Genomic DNA, 18431 nt, shown 5'->3' with positions numbered 1-18431 from the left:
TCACTGAACATGAAAAATAACCCCGTAGCTACACGCCTCTGGTGCGTATGCTGCGGGGTTGTTTATGATTTTTCAAATATGGAAAAAGGGGACCTTCATCATTCCATCATATCCTTGGCCTCATGGTTGACTTTTTTACCTTTGAGCAGCGGTTCAAGTTCATCCTGTACACTCTGCTCCCAGAGTGGAACGTCTGTCCGATATGCTGCGCGTGCATTCAGATGCCCGGCAACCGGAGCGGTAATAAAGACAAACACAATGCCAAGAAGTACGCGTGCACTAATGTAGTTATCGAAGTACCAGAAGAAGAAAAATGTTCCGATGAGTACGCAAAACACACCGAGTGTTGTACTTTTAGTCGCGGCATGCGCACGCAGGTAAACATCTGGTAATCGTATCAGTCCAAAGGCGCTAAGTGCACTCAGTAAAGCTCCGCACAGAACAATCAGACCGATAGCAATTTCAGCGGTTCCATTAACGATCTCCTTCATTTTTGAACACCGCCCCCCGTTCAATATATCGTGCGAATGCGACTGTACTGAGAAAAGCAAGAATACCAATCAGCAGAATGATATCCAGATAGGCCTGCGTGTGAAGCATCATGGACAGCACAGCCACAATGGCGATGACGTTAATGCCGATGGTATCCAGAGCTGTAATCCGGTCAGCCATGGAAGGACCGCGCAGCACACGGTACAAGCAACCCAGGATGGCCAAGGACAGTACAAGCAGGGATATAAACAACATTGAGGATAGCATTATCGCGTCACCTCCATAATGGCTTTTTCAAACGTATTTTTGATATCATCCCTCATTTTTTGTTCATCCTTGATATCCAGTGCATGAATGAACAGCTTCCGTTGATTCCCAGATATCTCAAGTGGTAACGATCCCGGTGTGAGCGAGATGAGGAGGCATAAAAAGGTAACCTCCCAGTCGGAAGACAATTGAGTCCGGTAGGTAAAAATGCCAGGACGAATTTCAAGCCTGGGCTTGATGATCTGGCGTATAACCTCAATACTCGCTCGTATTAATTCCTTGAACAGCAGGTAGAGCAGCTTCATGATGGCCCAGACTCGAACGATATAGAAGCGTTGGGGGAAGAACCGCCGCATACTTCCGATTAACAGTAGACCGAGCAGGTAACCAATAAGAAAACCAACGCCATTCCAGGCATTGTTCAGAAACATCCATACAAAGGCAATGATCAGATTCAGTATGATCTGAAAGGCCATAAGCATCTACTCCTTCAATACTGCATCAATATAAAGATTGGGATGCAGTAGAATGTCGCCTGCGCGGGAGGTTAGCTGAAACATTCCTTCAGCCCCCAAGCCCATGACGATAATAAATATGAACAGGATGCCGGCAGGGATTAAGAGTCCGTTTACCGCGTAAGGCCGTCTAACGATACCTGCTGGCGGTTCGCCCCAGAAGGCCTGAATGAAAATACGGAGGACCGAGTAGAGCATCAGCAGGCTGGAGAGTACCGCAATTCCCGTAAGACCGTAAAGGCCGGCCTGCAAGCCACCCTCGAAGAGCAGCAGCTTACCCGGGAAACCACTGAATGGAGGAATACCGGCCAGTGCAAGTGCACTGATGAAGAACATCCATCCAAGCAGCGGATAACGATGGAGCAATCCACCCATGTTTTCAAGTTTGGATGTACCCGCAACGGCGATCAAGGCACCTCCCAGCAAAAAGAGCAGCGTTTTGATCAACATGTCATGCAGCATGTAGAAGAGCAGCCCTTCCAGAGCCTGACGACTTGCAGCGGCCATGCCGAAGGCCACAAACCCGACACCTGCAACCACGTTATAGACCAAAATTTTGTTCACGTCACGATAGGAGATGGCGCCAATAACCCCGAGAATCATGGTTGCGCCAGCCATCCAGCCGATGAGAGCATTGAAGAAATCCGGATCATGATAAAAAATGAGCGTGAATGTGCGCACAATCGCATACAGCCCTACTTTGGTCAGCAATCCGGCGAACAAAGCCGTTACCACGGCAGGGGGAGCTGCATAGGAGCCGGACAGCCAGAAGAAAAGGAATAGGCCGGCCTTGATGCTGAACACAATGAGAAACAGGACAGCAATCAGTGTAATTACACCACTCTGACCCACTTCGGCAATCCGATTGGACAAGTCCGCCATATTCAGCGTGCCTGTTATCGAATAGAGGAAGCCAATAGAGGCAACAAACAATGCGGATGACACGATGTTAATCAAGACATATTTGATCGTCTCTCGGAGTTGTCTTTCCGTTCCTCCCAGTACGATAAGTGCATAGGAAGAAATCAGCATCAGTTCAAAGCAGACAAAGAGGTTGAACAGGTCACCTGTCAGAAAAGAACCGTTCACGCCTGCAATCAGAAAATGAAAGAAGACGTAAAAATGATGTTCTTCCCGCTCTTGGTTTATGCTTCGAAAAGCATACAGCAAACATGCCAGAGCAATGATGGAAGCAGCCACAACGAGCAGGGCAGATACCATATCAGCAACAAGAACGATACCGTATGGCGGGGCCCAACCGCCCATATTAAGGGTCTGTACGCCGGAACTCGCCACCTGTGTAATTAATACGGTTGATGCAGCAGCGGTCAATAGTGTCCCAATGACACTGACTATGCGCTGTATACGGACTTTACGGAAAAACAGAATGGTTATAACACCTGTTATTAGCGGCAGCAGCAAAGGTAGAACCACAAGATTATTCATATGGACGCCCCCTTACTTCTTCCATGTCGTCCGTTCTCAATTTTAGATAAGATCGGTAGGACAGAACAAAGAAGAAAGCGGTTAGCCCGAAATTAATGACAATGGAAGTCAAAATCAGCGCCTGTGGCAGCGGATCAACATAGCTTTCCGCCTTTTCCCCGAGTAGAGGAGGAGCACCCGTTTTAAGCCGTGACATCGTAATCAGCAGCAGGTGCACCCCATGGGTGAGGATGGACATGCCTAACACAATACGGAGCAGGCTCCGTGACAAGATTAAAAAGACGGCGACGGCAAACAGTATGCCAACGGCAACGCACATCAATATTTCCATATCAGCGATCCTCCCCGATCTGTAGAATGATGGTCATGGTGACGCCAAGGACAGCGATATACACGCCGAGGTCGAACAGCATCGCAGTAGCAAGCTCGGTCTCTCCCAGCAAAGGAAGTTCGAAATAACCGAAGGTCTGGCTGAGGAAGGGAACCCCGAATAAGAAGGAACCGGCGCCCGTCAAGAGGGCAATGGCCAATCCGACAGCCGTCAACGTACGAAAATCGATCGGCAGCGCCTTGCGTACCGTATCCGTACTGAATGCAAGAGCAATCAAGACCAGTGCAGCAGCCGTGACCAATCCTCCGATGAAACCGCCGCCCGGATTATGATGTCCTGCGAAGAACAAATGCAGCGCAAACGTCAGAATGATAAAGACGACTACTTTGGTTGTCGTTTGCAGCAGCACATCGTTACTCTGTAAGGGAACGGTATCCCAAGTGGAGGAGCTTTGTTCCTGGTTTCCATATTTTTTCGTATTATCCGCTTCGTCATCCAGATTATCGTCATCTTTGCTTTCTTCTTTTTTACGGAACTTCAATCGCGCTCCGAGATCCTTGGCTTCCAGGTTCAGATTGATCATGGAATAGATGGATAGTGAGGCTACCCCCAGCACCATGATTTCCAGAATTGTATCAAAGCCGCGGAAGTCTACGAGCAGCACATTAACCACGTTTTTGCCGCCTGCAAGGTTATAGCTCTCCTGAATGAAGAAAGTGGAGATGCTCTCCAGGGAAGCTGTTCCGCTTGCGGCAAGGGCTACGAAGGTCATGACGATGCCCACCGCAATAGCGACAATCATGTTTACGCTCAGATACCTGCGGCTGGACCGTCCGCGTTGAAGTTCAGGCAGATGGTAGAAGCACAGCAGGAACAGCGCAACCGACACGGTCTCCACAATCATCTGGGTTAATGCCAGATCGGGTGCACGGAACAATACAAATAACAGCGTAACCAGGTACCCGACAGCACCAGTCATAATGACCGCAGAGAGTCTGTTTTTCGCAAAAGGAATGGAGACTGCAGCAGCAATCAGGGCGACAAGCAGCACCGCTTCATAGAATGAGAAGGGAGCATGCCCTTTGAAATTCCAGGTAATATTCTCGCCGGAGCGGAAAAAGGCATATACAAGCAGTGCAACGGTGAACGAGAAGATGTACACCAGGTAATTGCGGACTGATCCGTTCATGTAAGCTTCTGTCCATTTGCGAGCATAATGCTGCACATTATCCAGAATGACATGATACATATTGTTAATGGTCAGGCCCTGCGGGTAATGTTCATACACATTTCTCCAGCGAGGTAACAGTTTATACAACGTGATACCAAGAATGATGACACCGATGGTCATGATTAATTCCGGTGTTATTCCGTGCCATAAGGAGAAGTGAACATCAAAATGCTCGTTTCCGTCCAGCAGCGCTGGAAGCACGGAGGCCATCGCCGGCTCAATAAGCGATCCAGCCAGCAGATCCGGGAAAAGTCCGAATGTAATGACAAGTACACCGAGGATTACCGGAGGAATCAGCATGCCAACCGGAGCTTCATGCAGCTTCTCCGCCGGAAGCTCCGTGCGGCGGTTACCGAGGAACGTTTTGAACACGATGATCAGCGCATAGATTAAAGTAAATACACTGGCGAGCCAAGCGAGTACAGGCAATAGGATGCTCCACGAACCAAGTCCGAAGATACGCAGATGTGTCACTTCAACCATGGCTTGGAAGAACAGCTCTTTACTCAAGAAACCGTTGAAAGGCGGAATACCCGCCATGGCAAGTGCGCCCACTAGCGCTACAGTGAACGTGACAGGCATAAAGGAAGCCAGTCCTCCGAGCTTGCGAATATCGCGTGTCCCTGTTTCATGATCGACAATACCGACGACCATAAATAGTGCTGCCTTGAAGGTTGCGTGATTGAAAAGATGAAGCAGGGCAGCTGTAATTGCAACTGTATAGACGGCAGAAGACTCGCCATAACCGAAGTAGAGTGCTGCGGAGCCGATGCCAAGCAGGGACATGATTAATCCAAGCTGTGAGATCGTGGAATATGCGAGAATGGCTTTCAGGTCGTTCTTTTTCACAGCAAGGAATGATCCATAACATAAGGTCAGGAGGCCTACGCCAGTGACCAGCCAAAACCAGGTTCCCTCTCCCCCAAAGATGGGCGTGAAGCGGGCTATAACGTACAAGCCAGCCTTAACCATTGTGGCCGAATGCAGATATGCACTGACGGGTGTTGGAGCTTCCATCGCATCCGGCAGCCAGATGTGGAAGGGAAACTGCGCGGATTTGGTAAATGCCCCGATCAGGATCAGCACCAGTGCAGGCAAAAATAATGCACTATCCTGAATCTGTCCCCATTCCGTAATGGTTGCACGGATACTAAACGTTCCAGTCATCAAGTACATCATCATGAATCCCGCTAACATGGCGAACCCGCCAAATACGGTAATCAAAAACGACTTTTGTGCGCCTGAAGTGGAAGCTTTGCGTTTGTAATGAAACGCGATCAGCAAGAAAGACGTGATACTTGTCAGTTCCCAGAATCCGTACAATACAATCATGTTATCGGACAGTACAACGCCCAGCATGGCCCCCATAAACATGAGCAAATACAGGTAGAAACGGTTCAAATCCTCTTTTTTGTCCATGTAGTAAATGGAGTAAAACACCACCAGGACCCCGATCCCGGTAATAAGTAGTGTTAACAGCAGACTTAAGCCATCCAGATATAGATTAAATCCAATGTCCAGAGACGGAATCCAGGGCACATAACCGGAGACCATATTCCGCTGAGACACGGCAGGAATGAGGCTTGCAAAATAACCGAACAACACCGCCGGAACAATAAGAACCGGCCACCCCATATGTATTCTACGGAAGAAGCGGTTCAGCATCGTAAGTAAAATCCCCATGGCGAAAGGGAAAATCACAGCAAGATGAAGCAGGCTCAATATTACACCCCCAATTTCTAGTTGAAGTTCTCTCTGTTCGACAAACATGCTGAATCATCATTTCATCATAGGATGATATGCTTGCTCTCTATATTCATAACCCAAGTATGTATATACAGAATCGTGACTATTCTTTGAATGGAAGAAACACGGTTATTTTTGACGGAGCAAATGGAATCGTATTATGCACAAGGCATGTATAATAAAACAAGTCATTATTTCCGATAAAGATGAAAACGAATAGGTGACATCGCGTGTGCCCTTTACAGCATGTTTCGTGTTAAAGAAGCAGGATGGTTTCACCGATTATTGGAGGCCAACATGTCTTACAAACTCAGAACCATACTTACCGTGACCTTCGCTATATTGTCTTTGCTGGTGACATTAACGATCGGTTATATTTTCAGTCAAAAATCAGCGGTTGCTGTTGAAACCGAGATCGGTCATTCACTGACCGGCACGGCTTCTCAAACAACAGACAAGCTGGATCGCTTCATGTGGGCGCGTTCAGGGGAACTGGATCTTCTTGGCCAGATGGCTGCACTTGAAGATCGCTTCGAACCTGCTGATATCCAGATGCTGTTGGATCAGCTACAAAATAGCTTTCCCTCATTCTCCTGGGTTGGATTCATGGATCCGAAAGGAAAAGTGTTAGCCTCAACGGACGGTATATTGCGCGGTGAAGATTTATCTGAACGGCCTGTGTATCAGGAAGGAATCAAGGGTAAGTTTATCGGAGACGTACATAATGCAGTGCTTCTGGCCAAGCTGCTTCCGAATCCAACAGGAGAACCACTGCAATTTGTCGATATCAGCTTTCCTTTGAAATATAAAAATGGTGAGGTTGCAGGCGTACTGGCTGCGCATTTAAGCTGGGAATGGGCCAAAGAAGTGGAGAAAGGCGTTCTGGAGCCTTTGAAATACCGGGAGAAGGACATTGAATTGTTCATTGTGAGCAAGAGAGAGCATACGGTGCTGCTTGGTCCTGACGAATGGGTTGGAAAACCTTTGAAGTTGTCGGGAATGGAAACAGCGGAGATCAACAAGACCAGCTGGTCCATAGAGAAGTGGGCTGACGGAAAGGAATATGTTACCGGACTCGCATACAGCCAGGGTCATCTGGATTATCCGGGTCTTGGCTGGACTGTTGTCGTTCGCCAGCTCAAATCAACGGCTTTTGCTTCCGTATCCGACATGTTATGGTTTAACGTTTGGGCTGGGCTTGCCGTTACCGTATTGTTTGCCCTCATTGGATGGCTGGTTTCTCGCCTAATCTCATCGCCAATCACACGATTAACCAAAGTGGCAGACCAACTTCGTGCAGGTGATCAGGTACAGATTCCCGAGAACAAGGGGATTAAGGAAATTGAAGTGTTGTCCCGCTCACTCAGGGGCATGCTAACCGCGCTTACCAATAAAGATTCGGAACTTGTTTTCATGCAGAATTTGGCCCATTACGACCAACTGACAGGTTTGCCGAACCGGACAGCGCTCGAAGTGTATCTGGAGGAATCACTTGAAACGGAGAGTACGGATCATACTTTGACTTTCCTCTATCTGGATTTGGATGGATTCAAAAGTGTGAATGATACCCTTGGACACCAAACCGGAGACGTCCTGCTTCAAAAAGTGGCGCAGCGTTTGATGGCCCTAAGTCACGACAAGGGAATTACGGTTCGTTTGGGCGGCGATGAATTTCTCATTGTACTTCGTTCCATTGGGGCTAATCCAAAAGAAGAGGCGCAAGCATATGCGGATGAGATTATCCTGAGCTTGAATAAACCATTTATTATTGAATATGAGCGGATCCACATTGGATGTAGTATCGGTGGTGCCGAGTATCCGACAAACAGCGGCAATCCGAGTGAAATTATCCGTATGGCTGATGAAGCCTTGTATGAATCGAAGCGTTCGGGCAAGAATAAAATGACATTCTATGTGGATTTGAACAAGGATCAGGATGAGCCGGATACCCAAAACAAATAAGCATTTATAACGGACTGGAGGAATATCATGTCTGGAAATTATACATCGGTTCCGTACGGTTACGAACCGCCTGCAGCAAGCCGGAAAGGTACACTGATTTTCTACGATTCATTCGAGCATGTGACCGATGAACAACTTCAACATGCAGCAGTCACTTCAGATACGCGCGCATTTACACAGTTGGTACTTTATCCGCTGCATGAGAACACGGTCAAGCGCATGAGCAAGGATGGGGTACAGCCGTATTATAAGAGAGAGGACCGCTTGCATGAGTGGAAGCGAGATCATACGGAGTTCCGCATTAAGGTGGAGGGACTGGAAGGCAAGAGGAAGAAGTACACACCAATGGATTCGGCTCTGCGTCATCTGACTTCTGAATACCCGGCGCCTCATTTTCTGTACCTCACCTCTGAAATGGCGAATCTGTTTGCATCGTTCGACTCGTTCAAGGACTGGATTACGAAACTTCGTCTGCTTATTGATGGCCAGCCGGGTACGCTTCATCCCAAGTTGGAGCAATATGCCCATCGCTGGGAATGGGCCGAGTAAGACGAATATTCTAGATATAAAAAAAGTTGTACTGCACAACCGAATTCGGTTTGCGGTACAACTTTTTTGATGTCTCTACTATTTACTAAACCTCAACAAGGTCAAGGGAAGTCACGGTTTTGTTTTTACCCGTCCGTTTGGCAGCGTATAGACAGGCATCCACCTCTTCAAACAGCTTTTCTTTGGTTAGCCGGGCATTGAAACCTTTGAGTCCCACACTGACGGTGATGGAATTCCCCTCCAGTTCCAAATGGCCCATCAGGGCTATTTTCTGACGAATCTGTTCCACGAGAGCGTAAGCCTGATCGAAGGACTGTTCAAACATAAGCAATGCGAATTCCTCACCGCCATAACGGGCTGCAATATCGCTTGAAGTGATGTTCTCCTGAATGACATGGGAAACTTTCTCCAGAATGATATCGCCCACCCGATGTCCATAGGTGTCATTAATTGATTTGAAATCATCAATATCAATGAGAGCCAAATGAAGGCTCATACCGCTCTTGGCATACTCATATGCTTTATCGTAATAGTCTTTGAATGAGCTCTGGTTATACAGATTGGTAAGCCCATCGGTTTTGGACTGCTTGGTCATAATGGCATTTCGTACAATCAGTTCCTGCTTGGCCAGCATGCTGTCCTTGAGATCATCCAATACCTCAACACCACTTGTGACAATGACCTGAGCTACATATGTACCGACAATGAGAAAGGCTGGGATGGAGACCATGTCAAAGGAAGTCAAATAGGAACGATAGCCTGAATCAAACAGAACCAAAACATAACCTGTTGTTTGCATCAAACATGCGGTCCAGACCCGTTTTCTGCTAAAAAACAAAACCGACGTAAAGATGGGCAGCAGGCTGATCGCTTGAATAATTCGAATGTCATAATTGACATGAATGATCGTCCAGGCAACGACAGTACTGGCGGCCGACATGGCATAAAAGGAATAACTGCTGAAGCGCCGGTCGACCCAGCTGGCAATCATAATGGAAGCAATACTTGAGGCTGTGGGCCAAAATAAAACATAAATGATGAAATCCTCAGGAGTACGATCATAGTCCAGAAAGAGGAAACAGCCGATCTGAACGACGAAATGTGTGATTACGACAACCCAGTATGCATGGAGCATTTTTTTAATCCATTTGGAATGCTTGAATTCATATTCTGTTGGGATATGACTGTTATGTGTTGACAAACTCTTCATATATCACCGCTGACTGCATCATAATGGTACGACAGAATGACTCTCGTATTAGTTGATTATAAAACAGATTGTGCAAAACGCAAATGTTAATTAAATGGGTGAAAACAAAGTGACATAAACGTAGAACCTAAGCAGAAACTTTTCACAGGGACAAACAAATTCCGGAAATGAACCTCATAGACTGATACAAGGCTCCGTTCTCATAGTATGATTACAATCCTTGATGAAGGAGGTGATCTCCATTCCTCTTGTCGTTCGTTCAACCGTCAACGCTACGGGAGCAATTACGTTTACAGGCAATACACTTGGTTTGAGTCGTTCTGAAACGGCAGGGGTACCAGGAACACAGGACAGTATTGGGGCATTCACAACGACCAATACGGCTTTGACTTATGGGACATATCCAGCAGGTACAACAAGCTTGTATCAGAGTAACAGCTCAGCTGCAATACTCGTCCTTCCTGCAGGGAGTACTGTTCTATACGCAGAGTTGATCTGGGGCGGAAGCTATATAAATGGTAATGTGAACCTGAGCGCAGCCATCAACAATCCGGTCACGTTTATCACCCCTGCAGGGACATCCAGCGTTACTCCTGACCCGGCAACATACAATCAATTCGATCTGGGGAACGGCGCCTCAGGTTATGTACGTTCTGCGAATGTTACGTCGCTTGTCCAAAGTGGAGGAGCCGGTACATATATCACCGGAGCAGTCGTAGGAACGATCGTTATTAACAATGATGCCACGGCCAACCATGCAGGCTGGACACTAGGCGTCATTTATCAAAATCCGGCCCTGCCTTTTCGTAACATGTCACTCCGGGCTGGTGGCGTGCTTGTCCAATCGACTTCCGCACCGGTAGTTACCACACTGACAGGATTTGCGACTCCGATCTCTGGTACGCTCGGGGGAAGAGCGCTGTTCAGTGCGCAGGAGGGTGATGCAAACCGGACCGGAGACCAGGCGTTATTTGGACCAACGTCGGCGACTTCGGTTGCCTTGTCGGGACCAAACAACCTGGCTGCCAACTTTTTCGCTTCCCAAATCAACGGAGACACCGGAGCACTTAACACGACAGGAACCTTCGGAACCCGGAACCAGATCAACGGTGCACCAGGCTCCAACATTTCTGGCGGACGACAAGGCTGGGACATAACCAATGTGGATGTGTCAGCCAGACTGATTAACAATCAATCTTCAGCCGTGTTGACATTAACAACATCGGGAGATGCATACATCGTCAACGGCAATGCCATTCAGGTCGATATTAACGCACCAAGAATTACCGTATCGAAGGGATCAACGGCCACCGGTGCGGTAGCAGGGGATAGCATTCTCTATACGGTTACCGTTGCCAATGCAGGTACGGCCAGTGCCGCCAGTGTGGTGCTATCGGACTCATTGCCTGCAGGACTTACTTTTATTCCAGGGAGCGTCACAGTTGCAGGTGTATCTCGTCCAACACTGGATATAACCGCAGGCGTTCCGCTGGGTTCATTAAACCTGTCCAGCAGTATTGTTGTAACCTACCGGGCGCTTATCGGACAGGATGCAAGCATTCTGCAGCTTGTGAATTCGGCCAATGCGGCTTTTACGTTTCAGAGTGTGGCAGGAGGTCCGACCATAACAGGAGTAATTCCCTCCAACAACTCCACACTTCCTGTATATTCACCGAACCTGTCCATTGTGAAGTCGGGGAGTACTACCAATGCTACGGTGGGTGACACGGTAACGTACACGCTTCAGGTAAATAACGGAGGGAATGTTGCGGCGAACGTCACATTGACAGATAACATCCCAAGTGGCAGTTCGTATGTAGCAGGCAGCTTCCGCCTGAACGGAAATGTTATTGCAGGTGCCAATCCGGCGACTGGTGTGAATTTGGGCAGCCTTGCTGCAGGCAGCGCGAATACTGTCACCTTTCAAGTGCTTGTCACAAGCTTGCCTACACCGCCAACCCTTGTGGATCAGGCTACCGCTTCATATTCGTTCAACTCGCCTGACGGACGGACCATAACAGGAACAATAGCATCAAACACCTTGACGATTCCGGTGACATTGCCCAATGTAACCGCGGTTAAATCGGCTTCGGTCAGCGATGTAGCCGTAGGGGAGACATTCACCTATACCGTGGTGACCACGAACGGCGGTATTCAGCCGATTAACAATGTGATTCTTACGGATTCTCTTCCTGCCGGAACATCATTTGTTCCCGGGAGTGTGACTGTAAGGGGAGGGGCAGTAGCATCGGCTAACCCGAATAGTGGTATCTCCATTGGAACACTGACTGCAGGGAGTTCCGCGACGGTGACGTTTCAGCTTACGGTTCAAGCCTTGCCTGCATCAGGTTCGCTGCTTAATCGGGCTTCTGTGTCCTATAGTTCAGGTGCATTTACGGGCATTTCCAACTCCAATTCGATTACAACCCCTGTGTACCAGCCGATCATCGCCATTAACAAGTCGGCGAGTCAAACGAATGCAACACTGGGGGATCAGCTTGCTTATACACTGGTGGTGACAAACAGCGGAAACATAGCAGCCCAAGTTACGGTAACCGATACCATCCCGACAGGACTGACGTTTGTTCCGAATTCGGTAACGGTGAATGGTACTGCGCGTCCGGGAACCAGCCCATTAACCGGAATAACGCTGGGCAGTCTTTCGCCTGGAGCCACGGCAACGGTGGTGTTTCGCGCTACTCTCAATACACTTCCATCTCCGCCCACACTGGAGAATCAGGGTACTGCAACCTATACGTACCAACTACCCAGTGGGCGGAATCTCTCAGGCAGCAGCCAGTCCAATATCGTTCGCATATCTGCATCAGCGCCGAATATTTCCATTAGCAAAACCGTAAATATACCTGATGCGACAGTAGGCGACATCCTCACCTATACGGTCATTGCAACCAATGCAGGCATAAGTGCAGTCCAAAATCTCGTGATTTCGGATACACCGTCCGGCTCAGAATTTGTACCAGGCAGTGTCACCATTAATGGAACAGCTGCGGGAAGTGCAAGCCCCGTTTCGGGCATTGCTGTTGGTACCTTGAACAGCTCAAGCAGCGTCACTGTTACCTACCAGGCTAGAGTGACTTCTGTTCCATCTACAGGTTCGGTTACCAACCGTGCAGGTGCAGCTTTTACGTCGGGCAGTTTTAATGGGGTTTCTACATCGATCACGGTTAGTACACCTGTATTTCAGCCCGTCATCCAAGTGGTAAAATCGGCAAGCACAACGAATCTGACGGTAGGCGATACGTTTAATTACAGCATCCAAATCAACAACACAGGTAATATTGCAGCTACGGTTACCTTGACCGATCCCGTTCCAGCCGGAGCTGTATTTAGTACGAACAGTGTCATTATCAACGGGGTGCCCACACCTGGTGTAAGTCCGGCAACAGGAATTAATCTGGGGTCGATCGCGGCTGGCTCAAGCGCAACGGTTACTTTTGTAGCAACGGTCACAAGTTTGCCTGAATCAAGACAGCTGACTAATCAGGCGGTCGCATCATTCAATTACACTCTTCCAAGTGGAAGAACAATTGCCGGTTTCTCGTCTTCAAACACCATCGCTATTCCCGTCTCTCTTCCCAATGTAACGATTGTTAACAGTGACAATGTAGAGTACGGCGTAGTCGGGGATGTCATCAGGTACACATCTGTTATTCGCAACAATGGAACCGTAGCCGTTAACAATGTGGTATATGTCAACCCTCTTCCTCCGAATACCCCATTTGTACCCGGAAGCGTCATTGTGAACGGGACTTCATTCCCGCTCTCCAATCCGACCGCCGGCATTCCAATCGGTACTTTGGCTCCAGGAGCTGAGGTTACCGTAACTTTTGAGGTGACGATTACCATGCCGATCCCTTCGCAGATTAACAATCAGTCGACGGTCAGCTTCACATCCGGTTCATTCTCGGGGTCATCATCGTCCAATACAACAGAGACTCCGGTCATTCAACCGCAGATTGCACTTGTCAAAACGGCCAATACAGTTAATGCGACTGTAGGTGATACGGTCGTATACACGGTGACTGTCAGCAACACAGGCAATTTGCAGGCTAATGTTACCGTCACAGATACCATTCCTGCTGCAACTTCTTTTGTAGCCAACAGTGTTGTGGTATCTGGTGTGCCGCAGCCTGGAGCGACGCCTGGAACAGGCATCCCGGTAGGCGTTGTAGCAGCTGGAGCAACCGCAGTTGTTACGTTTGCTGTGGTCGTGGATACACTTCCGTCTCCGCAGCAGCTCAGCAACTTTGCGACATCTTCCTTTACCTTTACACCTCCTGACGGACGAACCTTAACAGGAACAGCTACCTCGAATACGCTGACGTTTCCGGTTTCATCTCCAAACGTAGCTGTCGTTAAAAGTACAACTTCGACTGCGGCTGCTGTAGGTGACACCGTTACTTACTCCATTCTGGTAACGAACAGCGGTATAGCCCCCGTAAACAATATCCAATTGTCGGATCCGATTCCTGCAGGCGCATCCTTTGTCACAGGCAGTGTGACGGTGAACGGGGTGGCGCAACCCGCAGCCAATCCGGCAGGGGGGATATCGCTGGGTACACTTACTCCAGGAGCCTCCGCAACGATTACTTTCAGTATCCGTGTCGATACGATTCCCCCAAGCGGCCAGTTGAGCAATCGGTCCACTGTGAGTTTTACTTCAGGGGCATTCTCAAGCACGACGTTTTCCAATACAGTGGTTACGTCGGTATTTCAGCCGATTCTCTCGGCACAAAAGACAGCAAGTACACAAAACGCTACGGTCGGCGATACGGTTAGCTACACGGTCACCGTTTCCAATACGGGCAACTATGGTGCCCAAATTAACTTGACGGACAATATCCCTGCGGGAACCATTCTCGTTCCGAACAGTGTCATTGTGAATGGTCAGCCGCTGCCTGCCGCGAATCCAGCCACAGGCATTTCGGCAGGGACTGTCGCTGCTGGTGCAACAACAACCATTACTTTTTCTGTAGTCGTGGATACCTTACCATCTCCACAGCAGCTGGTGAATCAGGCTTCGGTGGCTCTTTCCTTCACCTTGCCTGACGGACGGACCATTACAGGTTCGGTGCTGTCCAACGTACTAACCATTTCGGTTTCAGCTCCAGACGTCGATGTGGTGAAATCAACGACTTCAACGGCGGTATCTGTCGGTGATATAGTGACGTACAGCGTCGCTGTAACGAATAACGGAATTGCGACGGTGAATAATGTAGTCTTCACGGATGCATTACCGGCCAGCACCGTTCTAGCGCCAACCGGCGTATTTGTAGATGGTGTGCTCCGCCCGGGTGCCAACCCTTCCACCGGAATAACCATCGGTTCCATCGCGCCTGGTGCAACCGTGACCGTTGTATTTAGTGTGCGGGTTACTTCTCTCCCGGCAAGTGCAGTTTTGAACAATCAGTCCACGGTCAGCTTTACATCAGGCGTGTTCTCAGCCACAACGTTTTCCAATACGGTTACAACGCCGGTGTTTCAGCCGATCCTGACGGCAGTCAAGACGGGGGATCAGACAATAGCCACGGTAGGGGATACCGTTGTGTACAGCATCGCCATCTCCAATGCAGGGAACTACGGGGCATCCGTTACGTTGACCGATACGATCCCAGCCGGGACTGAGCTTGTACCGAATAGCGTTATAATCAATGGGGCATCAGCACCGGGGGCCGACCCCGCTTCGGGTATTCCGCTGGGCGTCGTTTCCACAACGACCATGGTCATGTTCTCGGTCGTCATTGTCACCCTTCCTTTGAGCCAGTCCATAACGAATCAGGCTTCCGCAACCTTTACGTATACGCTGCCAGACGGAAGAACGCTGGGTGGCAGTCTAACATCCAATTCACTCAACATCCAGGTGTCTGCTCCGGATGTAAGTGTTACGAAGACAACAGCTGCGGTAGATGCGGTGGTCGGTGATACGATCGTATACGAAATGGTTGTAACCAACAACGGAATTGATCCCATTAACAATGTAGTGCTGAGTGATCCGATCGATCCTGCCACAACATTTGTCACCGGAAGCGTTCTGGTGGACGGTGTGCCGCGTGCCTCGGCTAATCCTGCCCTGGGAATTGCTCTCGGCACAATTGCACCCGGCGCCTCAGTAGCTGTATCCTATGCCGTCCGTGTTAATTCGCTCCCTACACCACCCGTTGTGAGCAGTCAATCATCCGTAAGCTTCACATCGGGTGTCTTCTCGGGTGCTTCTTACTCGAATACGGTAATCACACCGATCTATCAACCAATCATTGCCGTGACCAAGACAGCAAACACATCCAATGCGACGATCGGAGACACCATCGTTTATTCGTTCTCCATCAATAATAGCGGAAATCTTGCTGCAAATCTGACATTGACGGATAATATTCCGGATGGAGCTGTGCTTCTTCCGAACAGTGTCTTGATTGATGGTGTTCCACAGCCAGGTGCCAATCCGGAAGCCGGAATCGTGGTAGGTACCATACCACCAGGTGGATCTGTTAATGTGACCGTCACCCTGCAAGTTACCGTGGACACATTACCGCAGAATCAGCAGCTGGTCAACCAGGCTGTGGCCGATTATACCTTTAGTCCGCCGGATGGTCGTCAGTTGACGGGTACGGTGTCTTCCAACGTCCTTGTGATTCCAGTATCTGCACCTAACGTGACTGTTGTCAAAAGCACAAACGCCATTGATGCTGTTGTCGGTGATGTAATTACTTACACGGTTGTTGTTACGAATGCCGGCATTGAAGTGGTCAATAATGTGGTCATGGTGGACCCAGTACCTGTAGGAACGGTGTTTGTACCCGGAAGTGTAACCGTGGATGGAGTGCCGCGGCCAACCGGTAATCCAAATACAGGAATCACGCTCGGATCGATTGCTGCTGGTGCTTCGGTTACCGTTACATTCAGAGTAGAGGTCGTGGTGATATGAGCCAATCCTCCGGTCCGTTGTCCCACTGGCTACAGAATCAGTCACTGGTTCGATTCAGCTCGGGTACGACTGAACTGGAACAGGTGGCTTATTCCAACACCGTAGTTACACCATGGGTTGGGCCCAAACTGGAAGTGAGAAAGGGCTGCAATGTGACTGTAGCTGCACTAGGGCAGTCACTAACTTATCAGATTGAGGTCAGGAATACGGGGAATCGAACAGCCATCGTTTATGTAGTCGACCCGCTATCGGAAGATACGTCACTCCTTCCGAACAGTGTACTTCGCGATGGTATTCCGTTACCGGGAGCATCACCCGAACATGGGCTGCCTCCTGCGGAGGTGGCACCTGGAGCTACAGTGCGCTACCACTTTCAAGTTGCCATTGTGCGTTTGCCTTCGTCACTGAAGCTGTTGAATCAGGCGCAGGTAAACTATGAATTTCTAACACCGGAAGGCAGGACGGTTACAGGGCGAGAAATTTCAAATACGGTTGAGGTCACTCTGGCTTCATCCCGTCTGGAGGTGGCCCTTCAGTCGGACCATATCCCGACCTTTTCAGGGGATATTGTTTTGTACAGTGTCGTTGTGAGCAATCCGGGTTTTCTGACAGCTACAGGTGCCAAGGTGACTATCGCTTTGGTTCCTGGTCTTGTGTTTATTCCCGCAAGTGTTGTAATCAATGGAATGTTCGCCCCCCAGATGACCCCCGATTCTGGAATAGAGATCGGTGACATTGAGCCCGGAAGTACGGTTACCATTCAATATCGAGTACAGGTTGTTTCGGTAAGAGATGCTGAGAGCATTCCAACTCAGGCGGTGCTGGAGTATACTTCTGCGGGCAAGCAGGAGATCGTTTATTCCAACGAAGTCACACTTGAAGTCATCCAGCCTTTTATTTCGATTCAAAAGAGGGTACATCCTGTAGTTGCCTCAGTCGATGACACCATACGATATGACATTACTATATCGAATGAAAGCAATTATGCGGTGGATGCCAAGGTGTCAGATTCATTGCCAGCCGGCATGACTTTTCTGGAGGGGAGTCTTAGCTGGAATGGAGTCAAGCGGCCCGGGGCCAATCCGGTCAAAGGCGTTAGCCTGGGAACAATGACAGCACGGTCTGTCATTAACATTCAATTTGAAGCCAAAATTATTGAACACGGGACTGCGATGCCTGAATCATTCGAGCTGGTGAACCAGGCGCGTCTCTTGTATACGTATCGATTGCCTGATTCACGTACGGTGCAGCGCATGGCCGCTTCCAACGAAGTAACAGTCTACCTGAAGAGCCCAATGATTAAGGTCCACGTTGAAGTAAACCCCAATTTAGTCGAGCAGGGAGGATCCGTTATTTTTCAGGTCCGCGTCGAGAATACAGGCTCTCTGTCTGCTCGTGTACAATTGACAGGCGTTCTTCCACCGGGAGCCAAATGGCGCGGTCAAGCGGAAGGTCAAGTTCAATGGAACATACCCGAATACTCTTCGCCAAGGTATCTGCATCTGGGAGAACTGGCCCCGGGTGCGGAGAAAAACATCTCTTATGTAGCGCAGCTATCGCCAGAGGAGACGGGAACGCTGAATGGTTTCCTGACTGCCCTGTATACCTATGAACTCAATGGACAGAGAAGAAGCGGTGAAGCCCGGTCGAACGAGTACACGATTGTGATCGAATACCGCGATGAATAACGTTAATCAACTTATAGTGATGAATTGGGAAATTTGCTCCAAATGACTTCC

Annotated in this window: 11 protein-coding genes; 4 read left to right on the top strand and 7 right to left on the bottom strand. The window is 49.1% G+C overall.

Going from position 1 to position 18431, the window contains the following annotated elements; genetic code table 11:
• Nucleotides 1-98: 98 nt before the first annotated feature.
• The 6 genes from mnhG to ABIC22_RS27005 are packed head-to-tail and all read right to left on the bottom strand — an operon-like array spanning nucleotide 99 to nucleotide 6004.
• On the bottom strand, nucleotides 99-491 hold the full coding sequence (mnhG, locus tag ABIC22_RS27030) for a monovalent cation/H(+) antiporter subunit G (protein WP_110822468.1): 393 nt from the start codon (nucleotides 489-491) through the stop codon (nucleotides 99-101).
• Nucleotides 475-759, bottom strand: coding sequence for a Na(+)/H(+) antiporter subunit F1 (locus tag ABIC22_RS27025; protein WP_095287537.1), 285 nt, complete (start codon nucleotides 757-759; stop codon nucleotides 475-477). The genes mnhG and ABIC22_RS27025 overlap by 17 nt, the downstream gene beginning before the upstream one ends.
• Nucleotides 759-1235 carry a Na+/H+ antiporter subunit E gene (locus ABIC22_RS27020; protein WP_095287536.1) on the bottom strand — a complete coding sequence of 159 codons (477 nt, stop codon included), beginning with the start codon at nucleotides 1233-1235 and terminating at the stop codon, nucleotides 759-761. Before ABIC22_RS27020 ends, ABIC22_RS27025 begins: the two co-directional genes overlap by 1 nt.
• A gap of 6 nt (nucleotides 1236-1241) precedes the next feature.
• Entirely contained in the window at nucleotides 1242-2720 is a 1479-nt protein-coding gene (locus ABIC22_RS27015) for a Na+/H+ antiporter subunit D (RefSeq protein WP_127536087.1), read from the bottom strand.
• A complete protein-coding gene (locus tag ABIC22_RS27010) occupies nucleotides 2713-3051 on the bottom strand; it encodes a Na(+)/H(+) antiporter subunit C (protein WP_095287534.1) in 339 nt (112 codons plus the stop codon). Before ABIC22_RS27010 ends, ABIC22_RS27015 begins: the two co-directional genes overlap by 8 nt.
• Nucleotide 3052: 1 nt before the next feature.
• Nucleotides 3053-6004, bottom strand: a complete 2952-nt coding sequence (locus ABIC22_RS27005; protein WP_354485139.1) for a Na+/H+ antiporter subunit A — start codon at nucleotides 6002-6004, stop codon at nucleotides 3053-3055.
• 321 nt (nucleotides 6005-6325) lie between these two features.
• Between ABIC22_RS27005 and ABIC22_RS27000 the strand changes: the two genes are divergently transcribed.
• Together ABIC22_RS27000 and ABIC22_RS26995 are read left to right on the top strand one after the other, a co-directional pair.
• Nucleotides 6326-7990 (top strand): diguanylate cyclase domain-containing protein, encoded by a 1665-nt coding sequence (locus ABIC22_RS27000; protein ID WP_354485137.1) that lies wholly within the window; start codon nucleotides 6326-6328, stop codon nucleotides 7988-7990.
• Between the two features lie 27 nt (nucleotides 7991-8017).
• Nucleotides 8018-8539, top strand: coding sequence for a hypothetical protein (locus tag ABIC22_RS26995; RefSeq protein WP_127536084.1), 522 nt, complete (start codon nucleotides 8018-8020; stop codon nucleotides 8537-8539).
• Nucleotides 8540-8624: 85 nt separating this feature from the next.
• On the opposite strand, the gene ABIC22_RS26990 is transcribed toward ABIC22_RS26995, so the two are convergent.
• Complete coding sequence (locus tag ABIC22_RS26990; protein ID WP_354485135.1) at nucleotides 8625-9749, bottom strand: GGDEF domain-containing protein; 1125 nt, start codon at nucleotides 9747-9749, stop codon at nucleotides 8625-8627.
• Nucleotides 9750-9972: 223 nt separating this feature from the next.
• Between ABIC22_RS26990 and ABIC22_RS26985 the strand changes: the two genes are divergently transcribed.
• Both ABIC22_RS26985 and ABIC22_RS26980 read left to right on the top strand, forming a co-directional pair.
• Nucleotides 9973-16692 (top strand): DUF7507 domain-containing protein, encoded by a 6720-nt coding sequence (locus tag ABIC22_RS26985; protein WP_354486117.1) that lies wholly within the window; start codon nucleotides 9973-9975, stop codon nucleotides 16690-16692.
• Nucleotides 16689-18380 (top strand): COG1361 family protein, encoded by a 1692-nt coding sequence (locus ABIC22_RS26980; protein ID WP_354485133.1) that lies wholly within the window; start codon nucleotides 16689-16691, stop codon nucleotides 18378-18380. The genes ABIC22_RS26985 and ABIC22_RS26980 overlap by 4 nt, the downstream gene beginning before the upstream one ends.
• Nucleotides 18381-18431: the final 51 nt, after the last annotated feature.

Source organism: Paenibacillus sp. PvP094, from assembly GCF_040546835.1.
Lineage (GTDB): Bacteria > Bacillota > Bacilli > Paenibacillales > Paenibacillaceae > Paenibacillus > Paenibacillus illinoisensis.
Note: the sequence above shows the minus strand (reverse complement) of the source record. Positions and strands in the feature narration are given on the sequence as shown.